We start from the raw sequence: 21,489 nt of genomic DNA on the forward strand, positions 1-21,489 counted from the left end.
GTCGACTCCCAAAAGTTAGGTTCGCCTACCCTAACTTCTTCACGGTAAGGATGACAATGACCTCTCCCCATGCCGGGACCGTGCGGCCGTACCTCTTCAACGACCGCACGGTGGAGGGATACCGGCGGGCGATGACCGAGGCGACCGCGCGGGTGGCCGACCGGATCCGCCGCGCCGACCGGCCGTTCAGCGGCGTGTCCCCGGAACGGCTCGCGCCGGAGATCGCCGCGATCGACCTCGAACGGCCGCTGCACGACCACGCCGCCGCCCTCGACGAGCTCGAACGGGTCTACCTGCGCGACGCCGTCTATTTCCACCACCCCCGCTATCTGGCCCACCTCAACTGCCCGGTGGTGATCCCCGCGCTGCTGGGAGAGGCCGTGTTGTCCGCGGTGAACTCCTCACTCGACACCTGGGACCAGAGCGCGGGCGGCACGCTCATCGAGCGCCGCCTGATCGATTGGACGGCCGGCCGGATCGGCTTCGGACCCGCCGCCGACGGCGTCTTCACCAGCGGCGGCACCCAGTCGAACCTCCACGCCCTGCTGCTCGCCCGCGAGGAGGCCCGTACGGAGGCCCCACCGGCGCGGCTGCGCGTGATCACCTCGGAGGCCGGGCACTTCAGCGTGCGCAAGGCGGCCGACCTGCTCGGGCTCGGGCCCGACGCCGTCGTCACCGTGGAGACCGACGGCGAACGGCGGATGCGGCCGGCCGCGCTCGCCCGCGAGCTCGACCGATGCCACCGCGCCGGGCAGGTGGTCATGGCCGTGGTGGCCACCGCGGGCACCACCGACTTCGGCTCGATCGACCCCCTGCCGGAGATCGCCGCGCTGTGCGAGGCCGCCGGGGTGTGGCTGCACGTCGACGCGGCCTACGGCTGCGGGCTGCTGGTCTCCCGCAGGCGGCGGCACCTGCTCGACGGCATCGAGCGGGCCGACTCGGTCACCGTCGACTTCCACAAGTCCTTCTTCCAGCCGGTCAGCTCCAGCGCCGTGCTGGTGCGCGACGGCGCGATGCTGCGGCACGCGGCCCACCACGCCGACTACCTCAATCCCCGGCGGATGGCCGAGCGCGGCATCCCCAACCAGGTGGACAAGAGCCTGCAGACCACTCGCCGCTTCGACGCGCTCAAGCTCTGGCTGACGCTGCGGATCATGGGCCCGGACGCGGTCGGCGAGCTGTTCGACGAGGTCGTGGACCGCGCGGCGGAGGCGTACGACCTGATCGCGGCGGACCCGCGCTTCGAGATCGTCACGCGGTCGCCGCTGAGCACGCTGGTCTTCCGCTACCTGCCGCCGGACGGCCCGCGGCACGGAGGCCTGGGCCGCAAGCTCGCCGACGACGCCAACCTGTACGCCCGGGAGGCGCTGGCCGCCTCCGGCGAGGCCGTCGTCGCGGGCACCACGGTCGACGGCCGCCACTACCTGAAGCTCACCCTGCTCAACCCGGAGACCACGCTGGACGACGTCGCGCACGTCCTCGACCTCCTCGCCGGACACGCCCAGCGGTACGTGGACGACCTGGCTCCGCTCACCGAGGAGGTGACGCATGTCTGCTCATGACTTCGTCGCCATCGGGCTGGGGCCGTTCAACCTGGGCCTGGCCTGCCTGGCCGAGCCCATCGCGGAGCTCGACGGCGTGTTCCTGGAGGCGCGGCCCGGCTTCGCCTGGCACCCCGGGATGATGCTCGACGGCGTGACGCTGCAGACGCCGTTCATGGCCGACCTCGTCACGCTGGCCGACCCGACCTCGCCCTACTCCTTCCTCAACTACCTGAAGGAGACCGGCAGGCTCTATCCCTTCTATATCCGCGAGAGCTTCTACGCGCTCCGCGCCGAATACGACGCCTACTGCCGATGGGCCGCCGCACGGCTGCGCAGTGTCCGCTTCGGCCACCGGGTGACCTCGGTGACGTACGACGAGGCCGACGGGCACTACGTCGTACGCGCGGTCACCGACGGCGGCGCGGAGACCGAGCACCGTGAGACCGAGCACAGGGCCCCCCATCTCGTGCTCGGCACCGGCACCCCGCCGTACGTGCCGGAGGCCTGCCGCGGCCTCGGCGGCGACCTCGTCCACACCGCCGGTTATCTCGACGCCAAGGCCGCGCTGCAGGCGAAGGAGAGCATCGCGATCGTCGGCAGCGGGCAGAGCGCCGCGGAGATCTACCGCGACCTGCTGGCCGACGTCGACACGCGCGGCTACCGGCTCACCTGGGTGACCAGGTCGCCGCGGTTCTTCCCGCTGGAATACACCAAGCTGACCCTGGAGATGACCTCGCCGGAGTACGTGGACTACTTCCACGCGCTGCCCGAGGACACCCGCTATCGCCTCGAAAGCGAGCAGAAGGGCCTCTACAAGGGCATCGACGCCGCGCTGATCGACGAGATCTTCGATCTGCTCTACGCCAAGACCGCCGGCGGCCCGATCCCCACCCGGCTGCTGACCTGCACCGAGCTGCGCGAGGCGGCGTACGACGCGGGCCGGGGCGAATACACGCTCGGGCTGCGCCACGTGGAGCAGGAGCGCGACTTCACGCTCGTCACCCAGGGGCTCGTGCTGGCCACCGGCTACCGCTACGAGCCCCCCGCCTTCCTCGACCCCGTACGCGACCGGATCCGGTGGGACCGGCACGGCCGCTTCGACGTGGCCAGGAACTACAGCATCGACGTCACCGGCCGGGGGATCTTCCTGCAGAACGGCGCCACCCACGCCCACAGCGTGACCTCGCCCGACCTCGGCATGGGCCCCTACCGCAACTCGTGGATCATCGCCCAGATCCTCGGCCGGGAGCACTACCCCATCGAGAAGACCATCGCCTTCCAGGATTTCGGCGCGCCCGAGGGCGTGATCGCATGAGTGACGTCCTGTTCCGCCGCACCGACGGGCAGGTCGGCGAGCTCGCCGTACGCCGCCTCGATCCGGAGGCCGACGCGGTGACCGTGCACCTGTGGGTCACCCATCCCAAGGCCGTGTTCTGGATGATGCAGGACGCCGACGTCGCCCGCGTGGAGAAGGAGTACCGCGAGATCGTCGAGCACCCGCACCGCGACGCGTACCTGGGGCTGGTGAACGGCCGCCCGGCCTTCCTGGCCGAGCGCTACGACCCCGCCCGGGTCGAGCTGGCGGGCCTCTACGACGCCGAGGAGGGCGACGTCGGCATGCACTTCCTGTGCGCGCCCGCCGAGACCCCGATCCACGGCTTCACCCTCGCCGTGATCACCACGGTCATGGAGCTGCTGTTCGCCGATCCCGCGACCCGGCGGGTGGTGGTCGAGCCCGACGTACGCAACACGGCGGTGCACGCGCTCAACGCGGCCGTCGGCTTCGAGGTCGTCGGAACGATCGCCAAGCCGGAGAAGGACGCCCTGCTGAGCGTCTGCACCCGGGAGAGGTTCCGCGCGGCGGCCCGGGAGGTGCACGCGTGAACTCGTCAGCGGCGGCCCCCATGACGGCGAATCCCGTGGCGGCACACGACCCCATGGCCGCGGTCGCGCATCTCACCCCCGCCACCTGGGAGAAGGCCAACCGGCGGCTGGTGCGCAAGGCGCTCGCCGAGTTCGCCCACGAGCGGCTGCTCACCCCGCGGCCGCTCGGCGACGGGCGGTACGCCGTGCGCGGGCCGGGCGGGGTGGAGTATCGGTTCACCGCCGCGGTCCTGTCCCTCGACCACTGGCACATCGGCGAGGTCACCCGCCACGGGCCCGATGGCGAGCCACTGCCGCTCGACGCGCTGGAGTTCGTCACCGAGATGCGCGGCCCGCTCGGGCTGAGCGACGCGATCCTCCCCGTCTACCTGGAGGAGATCACCTCCACGCTGGCGAGCCTCGCGTACAAGCTGAGCCGCCCGCCGGTCGGCGCGGCCGAGCTGGCGAAGGCGGGCTTCCAGGACATCGAGGCCGCCATGACCGAGGGCCACCCGTGCTTCGTGGCCAACAGCGGCCGGATCGGTTATGGCATAGACGACCACCACCGCTACGCCCCCGAGGCCGCCGCGCCCGTACGGCTGATCTGGCTGGCCGCCCACCGCGACCACACCACGTTCACCTGCTCGCGCGACATCGACTACGAACGGCTCATGCGGGGCGAGCTGGGCGAGGAGGTCCTGGCCCGCTTCGCGGGCACGCTGGCCGGCCTGGGGCTCGACATGGCCGACTATCTGCTCGTGCCGGTGCACCCCTGGCAGTGGTGGAACCGGATCGCCGTGACGTTCGCGGCGGACGTCGCCGAGCGGCGGCTGGTCTGCCTGGGCCCCGGCGACGACGAGCACCTCGCGCAGCAGTCGGTGCGCACGTTCTTCAACGCGAGCGAGCCGTCCCGGCACTACGTCAAGACCGCCCTTTCGGTGCTGAACATGGGCTTCGTGCGCGGCCTGTCGGCGGCGTACATGGAGGGCACCCCGGCGATCAACGACTGGCTCGCCGACCTGATCGCGGACGACGAGGTCCTCCGCACGACCCGCCTGACGATCATCCGCGAGCGGGCGGCCGTCGGCTATCGCAACCGCCGGTTCGAGGCGGCCACCGACCGCCACTCGCCCTACCGCAAGATGCTGGCGGCGCTGTGGCGGGAGAGCCCGGTCGCGGGCCTGGAGCCGGGCAGGCGCCTGGCCACCATGGCCTCCCTGCTCCACACGGACCAGGACGGCCGGTCGTTCGCGGCGGCGCTGATCGAGCAGTCGGGCCTCGCCCCCGAGGTGTGGCTGCGGCGCTACCTCGACGCCTACCTCGTGCCGCTGCTGCACGCCTTCTACGCGTACGACCTGGCGTTCATGCCGCACGGCGAGAACGTCATCCTGGTCCTGAACGGCGGCGCGGTGGAACGGGTGATCTTCAAGGACATCGCCGAGGAGATCGTGGTGATGGACCCGCACGCGGAGCTGCCGCCCGAGGCCCGGCGGATCCGCGCCGAGGTGCCCGAGGAGCACCGGCTGCTGTCGATCTTCACCGACGTCTTCGACTGCTTCCTGCGGTTCCTCAACGCGGTGCTCGCCACGGACGGCGTGCTCGACGAGGACGCCTTCTGGCGGACCGTCGCCGAGTGCGCGACGGCCTACCAGCGGTCGGTCCCTCACCTCGCGGAGCGGTTCCGGCGCTACGACCTGTTCGCGGAGACGTTCGCCCTGTCGTGCCTCAACCGCCTGCAACTGCGCGACAACCGGCAGATGGTGGACCTGACCGACCCGTCGGCGGCACTGCAGATGGCCGGCGAGCTGGTCAACCCCATCGCCCGATTCGCTCCGGTTCGTCGTGAGGGCGGAGCGGTTACGCGGGCGCGTACGTGAGGCAGTCGGCCTCGTCCAGGGAGTAGCCGATGTCGATGCCGGGCGCCTGGCACTCCAGCGACACGTTGTGCTGGCAGTCGGAAATCTTGCAGGCGCCCACCCGGCCCACGGTCTGCTGGTCGCCCCCCGGTGTGGGTGCGGTGAAGAACGTGTCGCAGTGCGCGTGGGACACGTCCCCGACCGTGATGGCGGTGGCGTGGCAGGTGCCGTCGCGGTTGTACGCGCACGAGGTGGCCTGGCAACGGTTGACTACGGGCATTTCCATGGGCGGCTGCTCCCTCTGACGATCGTGGCTTTCGTCCTGGCTCATACCGCCTTCGACCAGGTCGGCAATCTCCACCGAGATCCCAGACTCGGCCAAGCCACGCCAGGGGACACAGCAGTTTGGTGCAGCAGCTCCTCGGCCAGGGCGAGGAGCTGCAGGGCGGTCGGGTCGGCGGCCCCGCCGTCGCGTGGCACCCGGGGCGGAGATGCGTTGCAGCAGCACGTGGACGTCGTCGCCGCCGCGGCCGGAAGGCGGTGCAGGCCGCCACCTAAACTGGGACGCACTCGTGCGGGATCCGCTCCCCTTGGCGACCGTCGTACGGACCCGTGATCAGGCCGGGCGGCGGGCCCGGCCGCAAACGGGCCGCGAAACGGGCCGCGAAACGGGCCGCGAAACGGGCGCAGAACGAACGCGGGGCGGGTGGCAGGCCGGGTGGTGAGGAGGACGGTGTGAGCCGGCGCGTACGCGGCGATCGGGAAGAGGCGGATCTGCCGGTCGACCCCGACGTGGACCTCCGGCATGCACCGGACCCGTTCCGCACGCCCGCGCCCCCGGCTCGCGGCCGGACCTGGGATGTCCTCGCGGTGATCGCCCTCGGCGGCGGAGCCGGCGCCGTGGCCAGATATCTGGTCGGCCAGGCCTTCCCCGGGCCGCCCACCGGGTTTCCCTGGGGGACGTTCCTCATCAACGTCACCGGCTGCTTCGCGCTCGGGCTCCTGATGGTCTTCGTCCTGGACGTCTGGCCGCCGAGCCGCTACGTCCGGCCGTTCTTCGGGGTCGGCGTCCTCGGCGGGTTCACGACGTTCTCCACCTTCAGCGTGGAGATCGTCGACAGGGTGTCGCGCGGCGCGGGGGTGGTGGCCGGTGCGTACGCCGCGGCGAGCCTGGTCGCCGGACTGGTCGCGGTCTGGTGCGGCATCGTCCTCGCCCGCACCCTGGCGGGCCTCCCCGTACGGCGAGGCGGGAGGAAGGGCGAATGAGACTGCAGGGGCCCGCGCAGCGGCTGACGATCCTGATCGGCGAGAGCGACCAGTATCGGCACCGGCCGCTGTACACCGAGATCGTGCACCGGGCGAGGGCGATGGGCCTGGCGGGGGCGAGCGTGTTCCGGGGCATCGAGGGCTTCGGCGCGTCCTCGCGCATCCACACGAGCCGCCTGCTGTCGCTCAGCGAGGACCTGCCCGTCGCCGTCGTCATCGTGGACATCCCGGAGAAGATCACTGCGTTCCTGGCGGAACTGGACGAGCTGGTGACCGAGGGCCTGGTGGTCGTCGATCCCGTGGAGGTCTACCGCTACGTCGGGCGTGAGGCGGGGCGGGCCGAGTCGTGACCCTGCTGCTCGTCTTCCTCGGCGGCATCGTCGGCGCCCCCGCCCGTTATCTCCTCGACCGCCTGGTGCAGCGCCTGCACGACAGCGTGTTCCCGTGGGGCACGCTGTCGGTCAACCTGTCCGGGGCGTTCGTGCTCGGGCTGCTGTTCGGCGCCCACGACCACCTCGGGCTGCCCACCGCCATGCTCACCCTGCTCGGCACCGGCTTCTGCGGTGCGTTCACGACGTTCAGCACGTTCGGCTTCGAGACCGTACGGCTGCTGGAGGAGGGCTCGGTGCTGGAGGCCGGGCTCAACGCGCTCGGCAGCCTGGTCTTCGGCGTCCTCGCCGCGGCCGCCGGATTCGCGCTGGCCGCCCTCCTCGCCTGACCCGACCCGGCCGCGCGCTTCCCTGAGACCGGCCGCGCTGTTTCCCCAAGACCGCCCGGTCGTGCTGCTCCCCCTGAGACCGGCCGCGCTCCCCCTAAGACTGGCCGGCCGCGTTGCTTCCTGAGACCGGCCGCGTTGCTTCCTGAGACCGGCCGCGTTGCTTCCTGAGACCGGCCGCGTTGCTTTCCCGGGACCGCCCGGCCGTGCTCCTTGCCCGGGACGGCCCCCGGCCGCCCCGCGTGTGGAGGAGCGGGGCGGCGCGTCTCGGACGGCCGACGGCGTCAGCGGTGCCGGGTCATCGCGACGATGGGGATCACTTCGCCAGGAAGGCGAGGAGCGCGTCGGTGACCTCCTGGGCGTGGGTCCACAGCAGACCGTGCGGGGCGCCCTCGATCTCGACGTACTCCGCCTGGGGGAGCGCCCGGTGGAACGGGCGGCCGGTGGACTCGATGGGCAGGATGCGGTCGGCGGTGCCGTGCACGATGAGCGCCGGAACGTCGATCTTGGGGATGTCGGCCCGGAAGTCCGTCGTCCAGGTGGGGACGACCGCGGACGAGGCATACCAGGAGGCGCCCGCTGCGGTGTTCCAGTTGGCCCGGACGACCTCCTCGCTCAGGCGGGTGCCGAGGTTCTCGTCGGTGTTGTAGAAGGCGTTGTAGAACTCGGTGAAGTAGGCGTAGCGGTCCTTGGTCACGGCCGCGAGGATGCCCTCGAACACGCTGCCGTCGACGCCCTCCGGGTTGTCGTCCGTCTTGAGCAGGAACGGTTCGAGGGAGGCCAGGAACGCGGCCTTGGCGACCCGCGCCGAGCCGTACGTGCCGAGGTAGCGGCCGACCTCGCCGGTGCCCATGGAGAAGCCGACGAGGATCACGTCGCGCAGGTCGAGGGTCTCCAGCAGCGTGTTCAGGTCGGCGGCGAAGGTGTCGTAGTCGTAGCCGACGGTGGGCTGGCTCGACTGGCCGAAGCCGCGGCGGTCGTAGGTGATGACGCGATAGCCGGCGTCGAGCAGGGCGGGGATCTGCTTCTCCCACGAGTGGCCGTCCAGCGGGTAGCCGTGGATGAGCACGATCGGCTGCCCGGTGCCGTGGTCCTCGTAGTAGAGGTTGATGTCGGTGCTGTTCTCCTGGCCGACAGTGATGTACGCCATGACGCGCTCCTTCTGATCTCCGTTGCGGTTCGCAATCTTGGTACGCGCTAGAGACTAGACCACGATTAAGTTGTGCGCAAGGTAATCGCGTCCGAGGAGTCCGGATGTGAGTACGATCACGGGTGTGCCGGTCGCGCCGCGGCCCGGGGGAAGGGTGGAGAAGGATGCTGGCCGGTTTGCGGAGGATCGGTTGGGGAGCGTTCGCGCTCTTCCTGGCCGCGTTCGCGGTCTTCGAGAGCGTCAAGTACGGCCTGCCGACCACCCTCGCCGCGCTCGCGTTCTTCGCGTTGATCGACATCGCGCGGCTCGCCGGGGTCCGGCCGCCCGGCGTGCTCTACCAGGCGGTCCACCGCGTGTGGATCCCGCTCGTGGTGCTGGTCGTCTATTCGTTCGGCCCGATCGTGTGGCCGCCACTGTTCACCGCCGGCCTCGGCTGGCTGGCCCGCATCGCCCTCGAACGGACGCTGGGGCGCCGGGTGGCATCGCGGGATGTGCCGGCCGAGCGGTGAGGGCGGCTCTCAGCCTCGCCGGTCGGCGTGGGCGGTGACGTTGGCGGTCAGGCGGCGCAGGGTGGTGAGCGTGCGGGCGAACTCGTCGGGTTCGAGCGCCATCGCATCGCCGACGGAGGTGAAGACCGCGTCGCTGCGCTCCCGCAGTGCGGCGCCCTTCTCGGTCAGCGTGATCTGCACCGTGCGCTCGTCGTCCACGCGGCGCTCCCGGCGCAGCAGGCCGTTCGCCTCCAGGCGCTTGAGCAGGGGCGTCATCGTGCCGTAGTCGAGCTGCAACGCCCCGCCGAGCTCCTTGACCGCGACGCCCTCCTCGGGGCCGTCCCACAGCACCAGCAGGACCAGGAACTGCGGGTACGTCAGCCCCATCTCATCGAGAATCGGCCGATAGAGGGCGGTGACGGCGCGGGAGGCGGCGTACAGCGCGAAGCACATCTTGTCGTCGAGAACGCGGGGCAGCCCGTCGCTTGTGGTGCTGGTCATCTCTCCACTGTAGGAGCCTGGCCCGCCATTGGCACGTGAACGTTCCAATCGTGCACAAGGTTTTATGTCGAGGGTGACCCGGTGCCGGCCGGGTCACCGCCGACCGGTCAGCCGCAGTAGCGCAGCACCGCGGGCTTGCCGCAGGCCAGGGTCCCCGAGCGGGTGCCGCCCTGCGCGTCCAGGCCGAGGCCGAGGCCGAGGTCGACGTTCACGTCGAGGGCGACGTTGAGGCCGAGTCCCAGGCCGACGTTCGCGTCGGCCTTGGCGCCGAGGCCCACCGCGGCGGTGGCGGTGGCGGGCGTGGTGGCCTTCGGCGCGTCACCGCCGCAGCCCGCGTAGGCGGGCGCGGCGGCGAGGATGCCCGCACAGGTCAGGGCGGCCAGGGACATAAGACGAATAGGGCGGTGCATGAAGATTCCTCATCTCAGGTGTAACCGATCGTGCTTGATCGTCACCCTTCGTATCCGTGTGTAGGTAGCGACAAACTCAGGTCACGCCCGCCGGGGCACCAAAAGCGCGGCGAGAACCGGTGACGAAACGGGCCATTGCCCGCCGGAAAGTACGGACGTACCGTCAGGGCGTGGCAGTCATCCACAGGGAACGTGTGGCCTGGGAGAGCGCCAGGGTGTTCGTCGCGGCCGCGACGGCCGACGCCTACTGGTGGCTCGGTGAGACGCTCGCACGCCGTCTCGGGCAGGGGTACGAATCGGACCTGGCCCGCACCCGCCTGCGCCTCCAGCGCGAGGAGGCCGGGCCGGCCCAGGGCACCCGCGCCGCAGGTGGGGACGCGTTGTCCGCCGAGGTCGGCGCCTGGCGCGCCCGGATCGAGGACGCCCTGACGGAGCGTCCGGAGCTCGCGGACGTCCTGCGGCAGGTGATCGAGGAGACCGGCCGCCGCATGGATAGCCCGCACTCCACCGGCCCGGCGCGCCGGGAATGACCAAGGCCGGGTTGTCCACGGGCTGTGGACAACCCGGCCTCGAATGGCCCGGAGGCGACGTCAGCGGAAGCGGCCTCAACGGAAGCGGCGGAGCCTCAGGCTGTTGCTGACGACGAAGACACTGGAGAAGGCCATCGCCGCTCCGGCGATCATCGGGTTCAGCAGCCCCGCGGCGGCCAGCGGCAGGGCCGCGACGTTGTAGGCGAACGCCCAGAACAGGTTCCCCTTGATCGTGCGCAGCGTGCGCCGCGACAGCCGGATCGCGTCGGCCGCCACCCGCAGGTCACCCCGCACCAGCGTCAGGTCGGCCGCCTCGATCGCCACGTCGGTGCCGGTGCCCATGGCCAGACCGAGATCGGCCTGGGCCAGCGCGGCGGCGTCGTTGACCCCGTCTCCGACCATCGCGACGGTCTTGCCCTCGGCCTGCAGTCGCTTGACCACGTCGACCTTCCCGGCGGGCAGCACCTCGGCGATCACCTCGTCGATCCCCACCTGGGCGGCGACCGCCCGGGCGACCGCCTGGTTGTCGCCGGTCAGCAGCACCGGGGTCAGCCCCAGCGCCCGCAGGTCGGCGATGGCCTGGGCGCTGGTGGGCTTGACCACGTCGGCCACCACCAGCACCCCGCGGGCCTGGCCGTCCCAGCCGACCGCCACCGCCGTACGGCCGGCCGCCTGCGCCTGCTCCAGGGCCTCGGTGAGGTCGGCGGGCAGGTGCTGGGACCACTCGGCCAGCAGCCGGGGCCGTCCCACGAGTACGGCGTGGCCGTCCACGATGCCCTGCACCCCCAGGCCCTCGACGTTGGCGAAGTCCTCGGTGGTGGGCAGCTCGCCCACGCGTTCGGCGGCGCCCCGGGCGATCGCCTGGGCGATGGGGTGCTCGGAGGCGTGCTCCAGCGCCCCGGCCAGCCGCAGCACCTCCCGCTCGGTGACCCCGCCGGTGGTGTGGACCTCGACCAGGGTCATCCGGCCTTCGGTGACGGTGCCGGTCTTGTCCAGCACGATCGTGTCGATCCGCCGGGTCGACTCCAGCACCTCGGGGCCCTTGATCAGGATGCCGAGCTGGGCGCCGCGGCCGGTGCCGACCAGCAGCGCGGTCGGCGTGGCCAGCCCCAGCGCGCACGGGCAGGCGATGATCAGCACCGCGACCGCGGCGGTGAACGCCGCGCCTGCTCCTTCGCCGGTGCCGAGCCAGTATCCCAAGGTCGCCACCGACAGGGCGATGACGATGGGGACGAAGATCCCGGAGATGCGGTCGGCCAGGCGCTGCACCTGTGCCTTGCCCGTCTGGGCGTCTTCCACCAGGCGGGCCATCTGGGCGAGCTGGGTGTCGGCGCCGATCCGGGTGGCCCGCACCACCAGCCGCCCGCCGGCGTTGACCGTGGCGCCGGTCACCGGGTCGCCGGGCCGCACCTCGACCGGGACGGATTCGCCGGTGAGCATCGAGGCGTCGACCGCCGAGGTGCCCTCCTCGATCACACCGTCGGTGGCGATCTTCTCCCCGGGACGGACCACGAAAAGGTCGCCCACCCGCAGCTCCCCGACAGGGATGCGTGTTTCGCGGCCCTCGCGCAGGACGGCGACGTCCTTGGCGCCCAGCTCCAGCAGCGCCCGCAACGCCGCACCCGCCCGCCGCTTGGAGCGGGCCTCGAAGTAGCGCCCGGCGAGGATGAACGCCGTCACCCCGGCGGCGGCCTCCAGGTAGATGTTGCCCGCGCCGTCGCTGCGGGTGATGGTCAGGTCGAACCCGTGGGTCATCCCCGGCACCCCCGCATCCCCGAAGAACAGGGCCCACAGCGACCAGCCCAGCGCGGCGATCGTGCCCAGGGAGACGAGGGTGTCCATGGTGGCGGTGCCGTGCCGCAGGTTGGTCCAGGCCGCCTTGTGGAACGGCAGCCCGCCGTACACCACGACCGGGGCGGCGAGCGTGAGCGACAGCCACTGCCAGTAGGTGAACTGCAGCGCGGGGATCATCGCCAGCGCGATCACCGGCACCGCCAGCACAACCGACACCAGCAGCCGGGTCCGCAGCGGAGCCAGCTCGTCGCCCGGCTCCTCGGGAGCCTGTTCGGGCTTCGGCGGTTCGGGGAGCGCGGCGGTGTAACCGGCCTTCTCCACCTCCGCCACCAGCAGATGGGGGTCCAGATCGGCCGGGAAGGTCACCTTGGCCTTCTCCGTGGCGTAGTTCACCGTGGCGGTGACACCGTCCAGCTTGTTGAGCTTGCGCTCGATCCGGTTCGCGCACGACGCGCAGGTCATGCCGCCGATCGAGAGCTCGACGGTGCCGCCCGCGGCAGACGGCTTGTCGCCGGTGATGGAGGACATCGCTCCTCCTTTCCGCGTCTTGTGCGCTGTCAGTGGCCGGGATGGGCGTCTTCGAGACCATGCCCCGCCGCCGTGCCGGTGGACCGTACGGTGAACGCGGCGGTGTGCACGGTGCCGCCGTGCTTGAAGTCGAGGAACAGGCGGTAGTCGCCGCCGCTCGGTGCCGACGCGGCGAAGGTCACCCCGGCCGCCGTCGTGTCCTCCTCGGGATGCACGTGCAGGTAGGCCAGGTCGCCCGCACGGATCGCGACGAGGTGGCCCTTGGCGCCCAGGTAGGGCTCGAGATCGCCGACCGGCGTGCCGTCCTTGCTCACCGTGAACACGAGCTTAGTCACCTGGCCCGCCGTGAGGTCGCCGGCCAGTGTCACCGTGTATCCGTCCACCTGGGCCGTACGTTCCACCGGCGGCAGCGGCCGGGGCCGGTAGTCGCCGGGGACGAACAGGTCGGCGCCGAGCGTCAGGTCGGGCCCGCCCTCGGGGGCGAAGTCCGCGAACATCCGATAGGCGCCGGCGTCGGGCAGCGTCAGCGGCACCGACCAGACCCCGTCACCGGCCTCCTCCGGGTGCAGGTGCCAGAAGTCGCCGAGGTCCCTGGAGACCACGATGAAGTGCAGCTTCTTCTCGTGCTTCACCTGATAGCGGGTCACCGGCGCGCCGTCGGGCCCGTTGACGGTGAAGCGGAAGTCGGTGGCCTTCCCCCGCTTGAGCGTCGTGGTCAGGGGGACCAGCGTGTAACCGTCCTGGGAGATCTGCAGGCCCGGGGGCGCGCTCGCCACCTCTGAGGTCTGCTCGTGAGCGTGGCCGGGCGCGGAGCCAGTGTGGTCCGCGGAGCCAGTGTGGTCCGCGGGGCCTGTGGAGTCCGCGGGGCCTGTGGGATCCGTATGGCCGTGGGCGGGGCGCGGGGTCGCGCGCGGGGGCTCACCGGAGCCCAGCGCGGTCCCCGCGCCCAGCGCCGCCACGAAGATCACGGCGAGGCCCGCGGCGTACGCGCCGAGCCGGGCCGGGGTGTTCACGAGACACCCGCCACGTCATATCCGGCCTCCCGGACGGCCGCCACGACGGCCGCGTCGTCCACGCCGCCGTCGCTCTCGACCGTCAGCAGGCCGGTGGCCAGGTCCACCTGAACGCCGGTCACGCCGGGGACCACGCCGACCTCTTCGCTGACCGAGCTGACGCAGTGGCCGCAGGTCATACCGGTGACGGTGTAGGTGCTGGTCATGCCGATCACTCCTGATAACTCGTTCCGCATCGACGGGAACACCATACCCCCCTATGGTATTTCCGCGTCAAGCCGGACCCCTGGAGAGAAGGGGCCCAGCGGGCTAGAGGAGGTAGCGGAGCCAGAGGTACGGCACGCAGAGGGCCACCGTGACGACGGTGACCACCAGGCCATATTTGGTGAACTGCCAGAAACTGATCCGCGCGCCGTTGCGCTCGGCGATGCCGAGGATGACGACGTTGGCGGAGGCCCCCACAGCGGTGGCGTTGCCGCCGAGGTCGGCGCCGAGCGCGAGCGCCCACCACAGCACGTTGTGGTCGCCGGGCACCTGCTGCGCGAGGTCGGCCACGATCGGGCTCATCGTCGCGACGTACGGGATGTTGTCCACGATCGCGGACAGTCCGGCCGAGGCCCAGAGCAGGACCATGGTGGTCACGCCGGGCCGCCCGGCCGTCGCCTCCGCCGCCGCCTGCGACACCTGGGCGATCACCCCCGTCTCGACGAGCGCGCCGACCATCACGAACAGCCCGGCGAAGAACACCAGCGTGGGCCACTCCACCTCGCGGAGCGCGTCCTCGGTGGTGATCTTGGTGACCAGCACGAGCAGCCCCGCCCCGAGCAGCGCCACGACCGACGGCTCGTAGTGCAACACCGGGTGCAGCACGAACGCCGCGATGACCACGCCGAGCACGGACAGGCTCTGCACGAGCATGACCTTGTCCTGGATGGCCGCCCGCTCGTCCAGCTGCATGATCTCGGCCGCCCGCTCGGGGTCGTACCGGAACGCCTTGCGGAACAGCAGCCGGCACATTCCGATGAAGACCGCCGTCAGCACGATCACCAGCGGGGTGAGGTGGACGAGGAAGTCGTTGAAGGTCAGCCCGGCGCGCGAGGCGATGATGATGTTCGGCGGGTCGCCGACGAGGGTCGCGGTGCCGCCGATGTTGGACGCCATCGCCTCGGCGATCAGGAACGGCGCGACCGGCAGCGCGAGCCGTTCGCAGACGAGGAACGTGACCGGCGCGATCAGCAGCACGGTCGTGACGTTGTCCAGCAGCGCCGACGCCCCGGCCGTGATCACCAACAGCAGCACCATGAGCCGGAACGGCCGTCCCCTGGCCCGTTTGGCCGCCCAGATGGCGAGATATTCGAAAACGCCGGTCTGCCGCAGCACCCCGACGATGATCATCATGCCGAGCAGCAGGAAGACGACGTTCCAGTCCACGCCGGACTCCTGCGAGAAGAACGCGGAGTCGGCCGCGGTCGCGTGGACCAGCAGCATGATCGCGGCGCCGCCCAGGGCGGCCTTGACCCGGTGGATCTTCTCGCTGGCGATGAGGACGTACGTGGCGACGAAGACGATCGCCGCCAGCCATGCGGTCACCGTCATGTGAGCCGCTTCAGCAGCGCGGAGAGCGTGACCGCGCCCAGCAGGCGGTCGCCGTCGAGCACGGCGACCAGCGGGCTGCGGGTGCGCGCCATCAGCGCGCCGATCTCCAGGAGCGTGGCGTCCGGATCGGTCACCGGAAGCTCGCGCGGCCGTTCCGGCAGCGCCTCGCGGACCGTGCGATCGCCCAGCGCGCGGACGAACGCGTCGGCGTGCGCCTCGTCGATCACCCGGGCCAGCGCGGGGTCGTCCTGGCAATAGCGGGGCACGGCCAGGCGCAGCACCTGCGTGCCCGGCAGGATCGACACCGGCACGCCGCGCTCGTCCAGCACGATCAGCCCGGGCAGCTCGCGCTCGGCCATGAGGCGGGCGGCGTCGGCCACGGGGGAGTCGAGATCCACGGTGGGGAACTGCACTACGAGATCCCGGGCACGCATGCTCTCACCTGCCTGCCACGTGTGGCTGTGCTCATGTCCACCTTCCGGTCGTCGATACGGTCCCCGGGTAGGGGGGACCCATTCGCCGACCAGACTTCCCGGCACACCCCGCATCAGGCTATCGACTGGACAGGCCGTACAAAACCCCTGAAGAGGCGCGGACGAATACCCCCTCGGCGTACGGCAGGCGTCCGAGCGACCCGGCCGGGAGCGGCACCATGCCCCTGAGCGCCTCCGGCACCATCCCCTTGGGCGCCTCCGGCACCATCCCCTTGGGCGTCTCCGGCACCATCCCCTTGGGCGCCTCCGGCGCCTCGGTCAGCAGGGCCGAGAAGGCGAGACGGCGTCCGGTGCGTCCCTGGTGCGAGACGTAGTCGTCCGATCCTGCGAACGTCACCTCTCCCACCGGGGCGAGCCGCGCCAGCGCCGCCTCCACGCTCTCGCCCGGCCGTACGACCGTGGCGGGCAGGCGGTCGGTCTCGTCGTCGGAGTGGACGAGCACCGCGCCGTCGAGCCGGGCGACCAGGCACACCGTGATCTCCTCGAACCCGGCGCGTACGGCCTCGGCCGCCAGATCGGCGGGGCGGGGGACGTCCCAGCCGTGCAGGGAGAAGAGCGGCGATCCGGAGACGACAGGGGCGGCGTCTGCAACGGCGTCGATGGCCGTGTTGTCCGCCGTGTTGTCCGCCGTGTTGTCCGCCACGGGAAGGCCCGGCGGGCGCGTGGCGTCGAGGGCCGCGTCGTGTGCCGCGTTGTTCGCTGCGGGAAGGCCCGGCGGGGGCGCGGCGTCGATGGTGGCGTCGTGTGCGGCGTTGTTCGCCGTGGGGAGGCCCGGCGGGCGCGCGGCGAGTGCCCGCCGCACGGCCTCGACGCCCGCCCGTGAGTACGGCACGGTCCGCTCGGGCAGCCGGTCGAACGGAAACCAGGCCAGCTCGGCGCACTTGTGCGGCTCGGCGTTGACCGGTGTGCCGGTGATGGAGTGCGGCATGAGGAACATCCCGATCCGTGCCGTCCCACCCGCATTGTGGTGATGCATGACGTGGACGACCTCGCAGCCGTCCACCTCGATGCCGAGCTCCTCGCGGGCCTCGCGGACGGCGGCGTCCACCACCGACTCCCCCTCCTCCAGATGCCCGGACGGCATGATCTGCCACTCGCCGTCCGCATAGCCGGTGCCCTGGCGGCGGCCGAGCAGCACCTTCTCTCCATCGGTGAGCAGCAGGTGCACGTCCACGACCGGCCGATAGCGGCCCGGGGCGTACGTCGCGGCGTCGAGCAGCTTGGGCAGGGTCGCGGCGTTCGCGGAGATGTACTCCCCCAGCTCGGGCGGGACCATGTTCAGCGTGCGCGCCTCCTCCGGGCGCACCCGCCGCACCTCGTGCAGGCCGATGTCCGGTTCGAGGAACTCCGGGCCGCTGCGGCGCGACAGGTCGAGCGACACCAGCCGGCAGGCGAAGACCGTGCTCAGGCGGCCGGGCTCGACAAGGGTGAACACGTGCAGCGCCGGCCCCGCCGTCGCGCCGAGCTCCTCGTCGAGCTCGCGGCGCAGCGCCGCCTCGGGATCGGCGTCGGTGTCCTCCACCCCGCCGCCCGGCGTGATCCAGTACGGCTCCCGCCCCGCCCGCACACGCCGGAACAGGACGATGTCGTCGCCGTCGAACAGGATGGCCCGGACGCTGTGCCGTACGGAGGTCATGCTCCGCATCTTCTCGCGGATGGTCCGGTGGCGGCCCCTGGAAGGGACCGAAATACGGTGAGGAGAGATCTCCCGCAGGGAGATGCTCCATGAGAAGGGATCCACGGGCATGACCGAAATGACCTACCGGCGGCTGGGGGACTCGGGACTCGTCGTCTCGGCTCTCGGCCTCGGCGCCAACAACTTCGGCCGCAGGATCGACATCGACGCCACGCGCGCCGTGGTCGACGCGGCGCTCGACGCCGGCGTCACGCTGATCGACACGGCCGACATCTACGGCGAGTCGGAGGCGTACCTCGGTGAGGTGCTGAAGGGGCGGCGTGACCAGGTCGTCATCGCGACCAAGTTCGGCGGCGACCTGAACGGCGCCAACGGGCCCGACTGGGGTGCGCGGGCCTCGCGGCGCTACGTCCGCCTGGCGGTCGAGCGGTCCCTGCGCCGCCTCAAGACCGACTGGATCGACCTTTACCAGCTGCACTTCCCGGACGGTTCCACGCCGATCGAGGAGACCCTGTCGGTGTTGACCGACCTGGTGCGGGAGGGCAAGGTCCGCTATGTGGGCTCGTCCAACTTCGCGTCCTGGCAGGTCACCGACGCCGACTGGATCGCCCGCACCCGCGGCTTCGAGCGTTTCGTGAGCGCGCAGAACGAATACAGCCTGCTCGACCGCGGAGTGGAGCGGGAGCTCGTCCCCGCGCTGCTGCACCACGGCATCGGCCTGCTGCCGTACTTCCCGTTGGCGAACGGCCTGCTCACCGGCAAGTACCGGCGCGGGGAGGAGCCCCCGGCGGGCACCCGCCTCCAGGGCCGGCCGGAGTATCTGACCGACGCGCGGTTCGAGGTGGTGGAGCGGCTGCAGAAGTTCGCCGAGCGGCAGGGCGTGACCCTGCTGGACGTCGCGATCGGCGGCCTGCTCGCGCAGCCGGCCGTCTCCTCGGTGATCGCGGGGGCGACCCGGCCCGAGCAGATCAAGGCCAACGTCGCGGCGGCGGCGTGGCGGCCGGACGACGCGGCGCTGAAGGAGCTCAACGAGATCGCGAGCTGATAATATGCCGTTGTGGCTATATAGCTGAGCGGGTATGTTCTAGGGCATGTCAGCGACCTTCGACGTACTCGCCGAGCCCGCCAGGCGGCGCATCCTCGACCTGCTGCTCGAACGTCCTCGCCTGGTCGGGGAGCTCACCGAGCGGCTCGGCCTCACCCAGCCCGGCACTTCCAAGCACCTCAAGGTGCTCAGGGAGGCCGGGCTGGTCCGTGTGCGCAGGGACGCCCAGCGCCGGTGGTACGAACTGTGTCCCGAGCCGCTCGCCGAGATCGACGCCTGGCTCGCGCCCTATCGGCGGCTGTGGTCGGACAGCTTCGACGCGCTGGAACGACACCTGGACGCGATGCCCGATCAGTCAGAGGAGACACCGTGAACGCGACACTCGGCATGTACGAAGGACAGGCGGCGTTGCGCATGGAGCGCAGGCTGGCCCACCCCCGGGAGAAGGTCTGGCGGGCGCTCACCGAGCCCGACCGGCTCGGCCAGTGGTTCCCGTTCAAGGTCGTCGAGATGGACCTGCGAGTCGGCGGGAAGATCGCCTTCGACGGCGGCGGCATGACGATGGACGCCGAGATCACCGAGCTCGACCCGCCCCGCCTGTTCGCCTTCCTGCAGCACGCGCCGCGGGAGATGCCGCGCGAGGGCGACAACATCCTGCGTTTCGAGCTGCTGCCCGACGAGGGCGGCTGCCTGCTCGTGTTCACCCAGGTCTTCCAGGACCGGCCCGCCGCCGCGAGCTACGCGTCCGGCTGGCAGGTCTGCCTCGACGCCATGGACGCGATCGTCGGCGGACGGCCCGCGCAGTGGCCCGCGGGGAACTTCGCCCACCTCCATGAGGCGTACGTGGAGGCGCTCGGGCTGGCGGAGGGCACGGCCGAGCGGCTGGACGAGAGCCTTGGCGACCAGGCGGGCGGCGGCTGGCGGGTGCGCTTCGAGCGCCAGCTCACCCGGCCGGTCGAGGAGGTCTGGACGGCCGCCGGCGCGCCCGCCGCGACACCGGGCGCGCCGGTGCCCGGCGGCATCGGCGAGGGGATCGTCACCGCCGTACGGGAACCCGCTGCCGGGCTTCCCGCGTACGTGGAGTCCGGCGAGCCGGGCAGGCGCGTGCGCTGGGAGCTGTCGCAGGGCACCGGGCACGGCGCCCGGCTGGTCGTCACCGAGACCGGCCTGCCCGACCCCGACGGGCCGCTGCGGGCGTGGCGGGACCGGATAGAGGCGCTGGCGCGGGGCCTGCTCGCCTGAGCCCGGCAGGCGCGGCCGTCACCGGTCGAGCATCTCGCGGCCGAGCGGCCGGCGTCCGCTGCCGACCCGCTGTGGTCATGGCCGAGTGGCCGGGTTCGTGGTCGGGTGGCTACGTTCGCGGCTGACCGGGCTGGTGGTTGCGGCCAGGTGGCTACGTTCGCGGCCGACCGGCTGATGGTCGCGGGCGAGTGGTCACCGCTTGCGGCCGGTCGGTCAACGCTTGCGGCCGACGCCGCCGACCGACCAGACCGTGTCTTTCGGTGGTCGCAGCTCGCCGGGCTCCGGTCGCCATTCGGGCACCTGGACGAGGCCGGGCTCCACCATTTCCAGGTCGCCGAACAGCGGCAGGATCTCGGCCTGGGTGGGCAGCCGCAGGCGGCCGTCGTCCTTGACCGCCCATTCGCTGGCGAACAGCAGGGCGAGCCTGTCCGTCACCTCCGGCCGGAGGTCACAGATCGCGTGGCTGATGACCATATAACTGCCGGGCGCGATCGCCTCGCGCAGCCGTGCGGTGATGGACATCGTGAGGTCGTCGTCGTTGATCGCCGCCAGCACCGAGACGAGCAGGACGCCCACGGGCTCGCCGAGGTCGACGAGCTCACGCAGCCGCGGATGGGTGAGGATCGAGCCGGGGTCGCGTACGTCGCCGCGGATCACCGCGACGCGTTCGTCGTCCTCCACCAGCGCCTGGCCGTGGCTGACCACGACCGGGTCGTTGTCCACGTAGACCACGCGGGCGTCGGGAGCGCACTCCTGTGCGATCTCGTGCACGTTGCCCTGGGTCGGCAGGCCGCAGCCGATGTCGACGAACTGGCGGATCCCGGCCGCGGCCAGGAACCGTACGGCCCTGCGCAGGAACTTCCGCCCCTCGCGGCACATCAGGGGGAGCTCCGGCGCGATCAGCAGCGCGGCTTCCGCCGCCTCGCGGTCCGCGGCGAAGTTGTCCTTCCCGCCGAGCCAGTAGTCGTAGACCCGGGCCTCGTTCGGGACGGACGGGTCGAAACCCACAGGCTCGACCGGGGGGAAACCCGGCATGATCCTCCGTTCAGGCCTGATCACCGATCTTACCGGTGCAAGACGGGCCTTGATGAGGATCCGTACGCGCCTGCGAGCGGGCCTTCTCCGGAGGTGCTTTCCGGGCGGAGTTTCCCGGCTGGAGGGTGTTGCCAGGCTGGAGGGTGCTTCCCGGCTGGAGGGATCAGCGGTAGCCGGCGGCCTCGGCCGTGAAGCCGGCCCACACGGCCTTGCCCACGGGACGCAGCCGTGCCCAGCCCCACATGCGGCTGACCCCGGCGACGACCTGCAGGCCGCGCCCGGTCTCCGCGACGTAGTCGGGCTCGCGCAGCACCGGCGCGTCGTTGCTGGGGTCGGTGACCATGCACAGCAGCGCGCGGGCCGAGCGGAACATCAACAGGCGCACCGGCAGGGGATGGATGGCCTGGTGCCGCAGGCCGTGGCGCAGCGCGTTGGTGACCAGTTCGCAGACCGCGAGCGCGGCGTCGTCGGCGACGTCATCCATGGACCAGGTCTGCAACACCCCGGCGGTGAAACGCCGCGCGGTGCGCGCGGCGAGGCTCTCACGGTGGAACTCGTGCACCGCCACTTGGGGGACACCACACGGCTCTTCGCCGCAGGTCCAGGGCCAGCGCTTGCCATCCGGAAAGACCTGCTCAAGTGTGCCCAGCCAGGGGTCCCGGGCACCGCTATCGGCTTCTGCGAGGGAAGCGCGGTCTGTCCGATAACCAGTCATTGAGAGCCTTATGAGGTTGATGTCGACCATGTGGCGGGATGACTCAGTAAGTCATACTGCTCCCATTG

General features: G+C 71.3%; 24 protein-coding genes. 12 read left to right on the forward strand and 12 right to left on the reverse strand.

Annotated features, from left to right (window positions below):
• Positions 1 to 56: 56 nt before the first annotated feature.
• The 4 genes from OHB01_RS10450 to OHB01_RS10465 are packed head-to-tail and all read left to right on the forward strand — an operon-like array spanning position 57 to position 5,284.
• Positions 57 to 1,562, forward strand: coding sequence for an aspartate aminotransferase family protein (locus OHB01_RS10450; protein ID WP_328855268.1), 1,506 nt, complete (start codon positions 57 to 59; stop codon positions 1,560 to 1,562).
• On the forward strand, positions 1,549 to 2,859 hold the full coding sequence (locus OHB01_RS10455; RefSeq protein WP_328855269.1) for a lysine N(6)-hydroxylase/L-ornithine N(5)-oxygenase family protein: 1,311 nt from the start codon (positions 1,549 to 1,551) through the stop codon (positions 2,857 to 2,859). The genes OHB01_RS10450 and OHB01_RS10455 overlap by 14 nt, the downstream gene beginning before the upstream one ends.
• On the forward strand, positions 2,856 to 3,428 hold the full coding sequence (locus OHB01_RS10460; protein WP_328855270.1) for a GNAT family N-acetyltransferase: 573 nt from the start codon (positions 2,856 to 2,858) through the stop codon (positions 3,426 to 3,428). The genes OHB01_RS10455 and OHB01_RS10460 overlap by 4 nt, the downstream gene beginning before the upstream one ends.
• A 20-nt stretch (positions 3,429 to 3,448) precedes the next feature.
• Complete coding sequence (locus OHB01_RS10465) at positions 3,449 to 5,284, forward strand: IucA/IucC family siderophore biosynthesis protein (RefSeq protein WP_315985201.1); 1,836 nt, start codon at positions 3,449 to 3,451, stop codon at positions 5,282 to 5,284.
• Here OHB01_RS10465 and OHB01_RS10470 read toward each other — a convergent pair.
• Complete coding sequence (locus OHB01_RS10470; RefSeq protein WP_142649996.1) at positions 5,265 to 5,549, reverse strand: DUF1540 domain-containing protein; 285 nt, start codon at positions 5,547 to 5,549, stop codon at positions 5,265 to 5,267. The genes OHB01_RS10465 and OHB01_RS10470 overlap by 20 nt on opposite strands.
• Positions 5,550 to 5,998: 449 nt before the next feature.
• Here OHB01_RS10470 and crcB (OHB01_RS10475) point away from each other — a divergent pair, with 449 nt between their 5' ends.
• The 3 genes from crcB (OHB01_RS10475) to crcB (OHB01_RS10485) are packed head-to-tail and all read left to right on the forward strand — an operon-like array spanning position 5,999 to position 7,247.
• Positions 5,999 to 6,529, forward strand: coding sequence for a fluoride efflux transporter CrcB (gene crcB / locus OHB01_RS10475; protein WP_261985815.1), 531 nt, complete (start codon positions 5,999 to 6,001; stop codon positions 6,527 to 6,529).
• Entirely contained in the window at positions 6,526 to 6,879 is a 354-nt protein-coding gene (locus OHB01_RS10480; protein ID WP_142649995.1) for a DUF190 domain-containing protein, read from the forward strand. The genes crcB (OHB01_RS10475) and OHB01_RS10480 overlap by 4 nt, the downstream gene beginning before the upstream one ends.
• A complete protein-coding gene (gene crcB, locus OHB01_RS10485; protein WP_142649994.1) occupies positions 6,876 to 7,247 on the forward strand; it encodes a fluoride efflux transporter CrcB in 372 nt (123 codons plus the stop codon). The genes OHB01_RS10480 and crcB (OHB01_RS10485) overlap by 4 nt, the downstream gene beginning before the upstream one ends.
• Positions 7,248 to 7,560: 313 nt before the next feature.
• On the opposite strand, the gene OHB01_RS10490 is transcribed toward crcB (OHB01_RS10485), so the two are convergent.
• Positions 7,561 to 8,394, reverse strand: coding sequence for an alpha/beta fold hydrolase (locus OHB01_RS10490; RefSeq protein ID WP_142649993.1), 834 nt, complete (start codon positions 8,392 to 8,394; stop codon positions 7,561 to 7,563).
• A 176-nt stretch (positions 8,395 to 8,570) separates the two neighbouring features.
• On the opposite strand from OHB01_RS10490, the gene OHB01_RS10495 reads away from it, so the two are divergent.
• Positions 8,571 to 8,903: a hypothetical protein gene (locus tag OHB01_RS10495; protein WP_222709546.1), complete on the forward strand. Its 333-nt coding sequence runs from the start codon at positions 8,571 to 8,573 to the stop codon at positions 8,901 to 8,903.
• A gap of 9 nt (positions 8,904 to 8,912) precedes the next feature.
• Here the strand turns inward: OHB01_RS10495 and OHB01_RS10500 are convergent, their stop codons facing one another.
• Positions 8,913 to 9,383, reverse strand: coding sequence for a MarR family winged helix-turn-helix transcriptional regulator (locus OHB01_RS10500; RefSeq protein ID WP_328855271.1), 471 nt, complete (start codon positions 9,381 to 9,383; stop codon positions 8,913 to 8,915).
• A 107-nt stretch (positions 9,384 to 9,490) separates the two neighbouring features.
• Positions 9,491 to 9,793, reverse strand: coding sequence for a hypothetical protein (locus OHB01_RS10505; RefSeq protein WP_142649990.1), 303 nt, complete (start codon positions 9,791 to 9,793; stop codon positions 9,491 to 9,493).
• 170 nt (positions 9,794 to 9,963) lie between these two features.
• Between OHB01_RS10505 and OHB01_RS10510 the strand changes: the two genes are divergently transcribed.
• Positions 9,964 to 10,323 (forward strand): hypothetical protein, encoded by a 360-nt coding sequence (locus OHB01_RS10510; protein ID WP_142649989.1) that lies wholly within the window; start codon positions 9,964 to 9,966, stop codon positions 10,321 to 10,323.
• Positions 10,324 to 10,398: 75 nt separating this feature from the next.
• Here the strand turns inward: OHB01_RS10510 and OHB01_RS10515 are convergent, their stop codons facing one another.
• The 6 genes from OHB01_RS10515 to OHB01_RS10540 form a co-directional block, all read right to left on the reverse strand.
• Entirely contained in the window at positions 10,399 to 12,645 is a 2,247-nt protein-coding gene (locus OHB01_RS10515; protein WP_142649988.1) for a heavy metal translocating P-type ATPase, read from the reverse strand.
• A 29-nt stretch (positions 12,646 to 12,674) separates the two neighbouring features.
• Positions 12,675 to 13,658, reverse strand: a complete 984-nt coding sequence (locus tag OHB01_RS10520) for a hypothetical protein (RefSeq protein WP_328855272.1) — start codon at positions 13,656 to 13,658, stop codon at positions 12,675 to 12,677.
• Positions 13,655 to 13,864 (reverse strand): heavy-metal-associated domain-containing protein, encoded by a 210-nt coding sequence (locus OHB01_RS10525; RefSeq protein WP_142649986.1) that lies wholly within the window; start codon positions 13,862 to 13,864, stop codon positions 13,655 to 13,657. Before OHB01_RS10525 ends, OHB01_RS10520 begins: the two co-directional genes overlap by 4 nt.
• 103 nt (positions 13,865 to 13,967) lie before the next feature.
• Positions 13,968 to 15,254 carry an ArsB/NhaD family transporter gene (locus OHB01_RS10530; protein WP_142649985.1) on the reverse strand — a complete coding sequence of 429 codons (1,287 nt, stop codon included), beginning with the start codon at positions 15,252 to 15,254 and terminating at the stop codon, positions 13,968 to 13,970.
• Positions 15,251 to 15,688: a CBS domain-containing protein gene (locus OHB01_RS10535; RefSeq protein WP_142649984.1), complete on the reverse strand. Its 438-nt coding sequence runs from the start codon at positions 15,686 to 15,688 to the stop codon at positions 15,251 to 15,253. The genes OHB01_RS10530 and OHB01_RS10535 overlap by 4 nt, the downstream gene beginning before the upstream one ends.
• Positions 15,689 to 15,806: 118 nt before the next feature.
• The gene (locus OHB01_RS10540) at positions 15,807 to 17,384 is read right to left on the reverse strand and encodes an NUDIX domain-containing protein (protein WP_205830713.1); all 1,578 of its coding nucleotides are present in this window, start codon (positions 17,382 to 17,384) and stop codon (positions 15,807 to 15,809) included.
• Between the two features lie 109 nt (positions 17,385 to 17,493).
• On the opposite strand from OHB01_RS10540, the gene OHB01_RS10545 reads away from it, so the two are divergent.
• From OHB01_RS10545 to OHB01_RS10555, 3 genes are read left to right on the forward strand one after another with little or no spacing between them, the layout of a single operon-like run.
• A complete protein-coding gene (locus tag OHB01_RS10545) occupies positions 17,494 to 18,429 on the forward strand; it encodes an aldo/keto reductase (protein WP_205830712.1) in 936 nt (311 codons plus the stop codon).
• Between the two features lie 46 nt (positions 18,430 to 18,475).
• Positions 18,476 to 18,802, forward strand: coding sequence for an ArsR/SmtB family transcription factor (locus OHB01_RS10550; RefSeq protein WP_142649983.1), 327 nt, complete (start codon positions 18,476 to 18,478; stop codon positions 18,800 to 18,802).
• Positions 18,799 to 19,671, forward strand: a complete 873-nt coding sequence (locus tag OHB01_RS10555; protein WP_205830711.1) for an SRPBCC family protein — start codon at positions 18,799 to 18,801, stop codon at positions 19,669 to 19,671. Before OHB01_RS10550 ends, OHB01_RS10555 begins: the two co-directional genes overlap by 4 nt.
• A 213-nt stretch (positions 19,672 to 19,884) precedes the next feature.
• Here OHB01_RS10555 and OHB01_RS10560 read toward each other — a convergent pair whose 3' ends face one another.
• Entirely contained in the window at positions 19,885 to 20,706 is an 822-nt protein-coding gene (locus OHB01_RS10560) for an SAM-dependent methyltransferase (RefSeq protein ID WP_142649982.1), read from the reverse strand.
• Between the two features lie 163 nt (positions 20,707 to 20,869).
• Complete coding sequence (locus OHB01_RS10565) at positions 20,870 to 21,274, reverse strand: ATP-binding protein (protein WP_185949035.1); 405 nt, start codon at positions 21,272 to 21,274, stop codon at positions 20,870 to 20,872.
• Positions 21,275 to 21,489: the final 215 nt, after the last annotated feature.

The organism is Microbispora hainanensis, assembly GCF_036186745.1.
Classification (GTDB): domain Bacteria; phylum Actinomycetota; class Actinomycetes; order Streptosporangiales; family Streptosporangiaceae; genus Microbispora.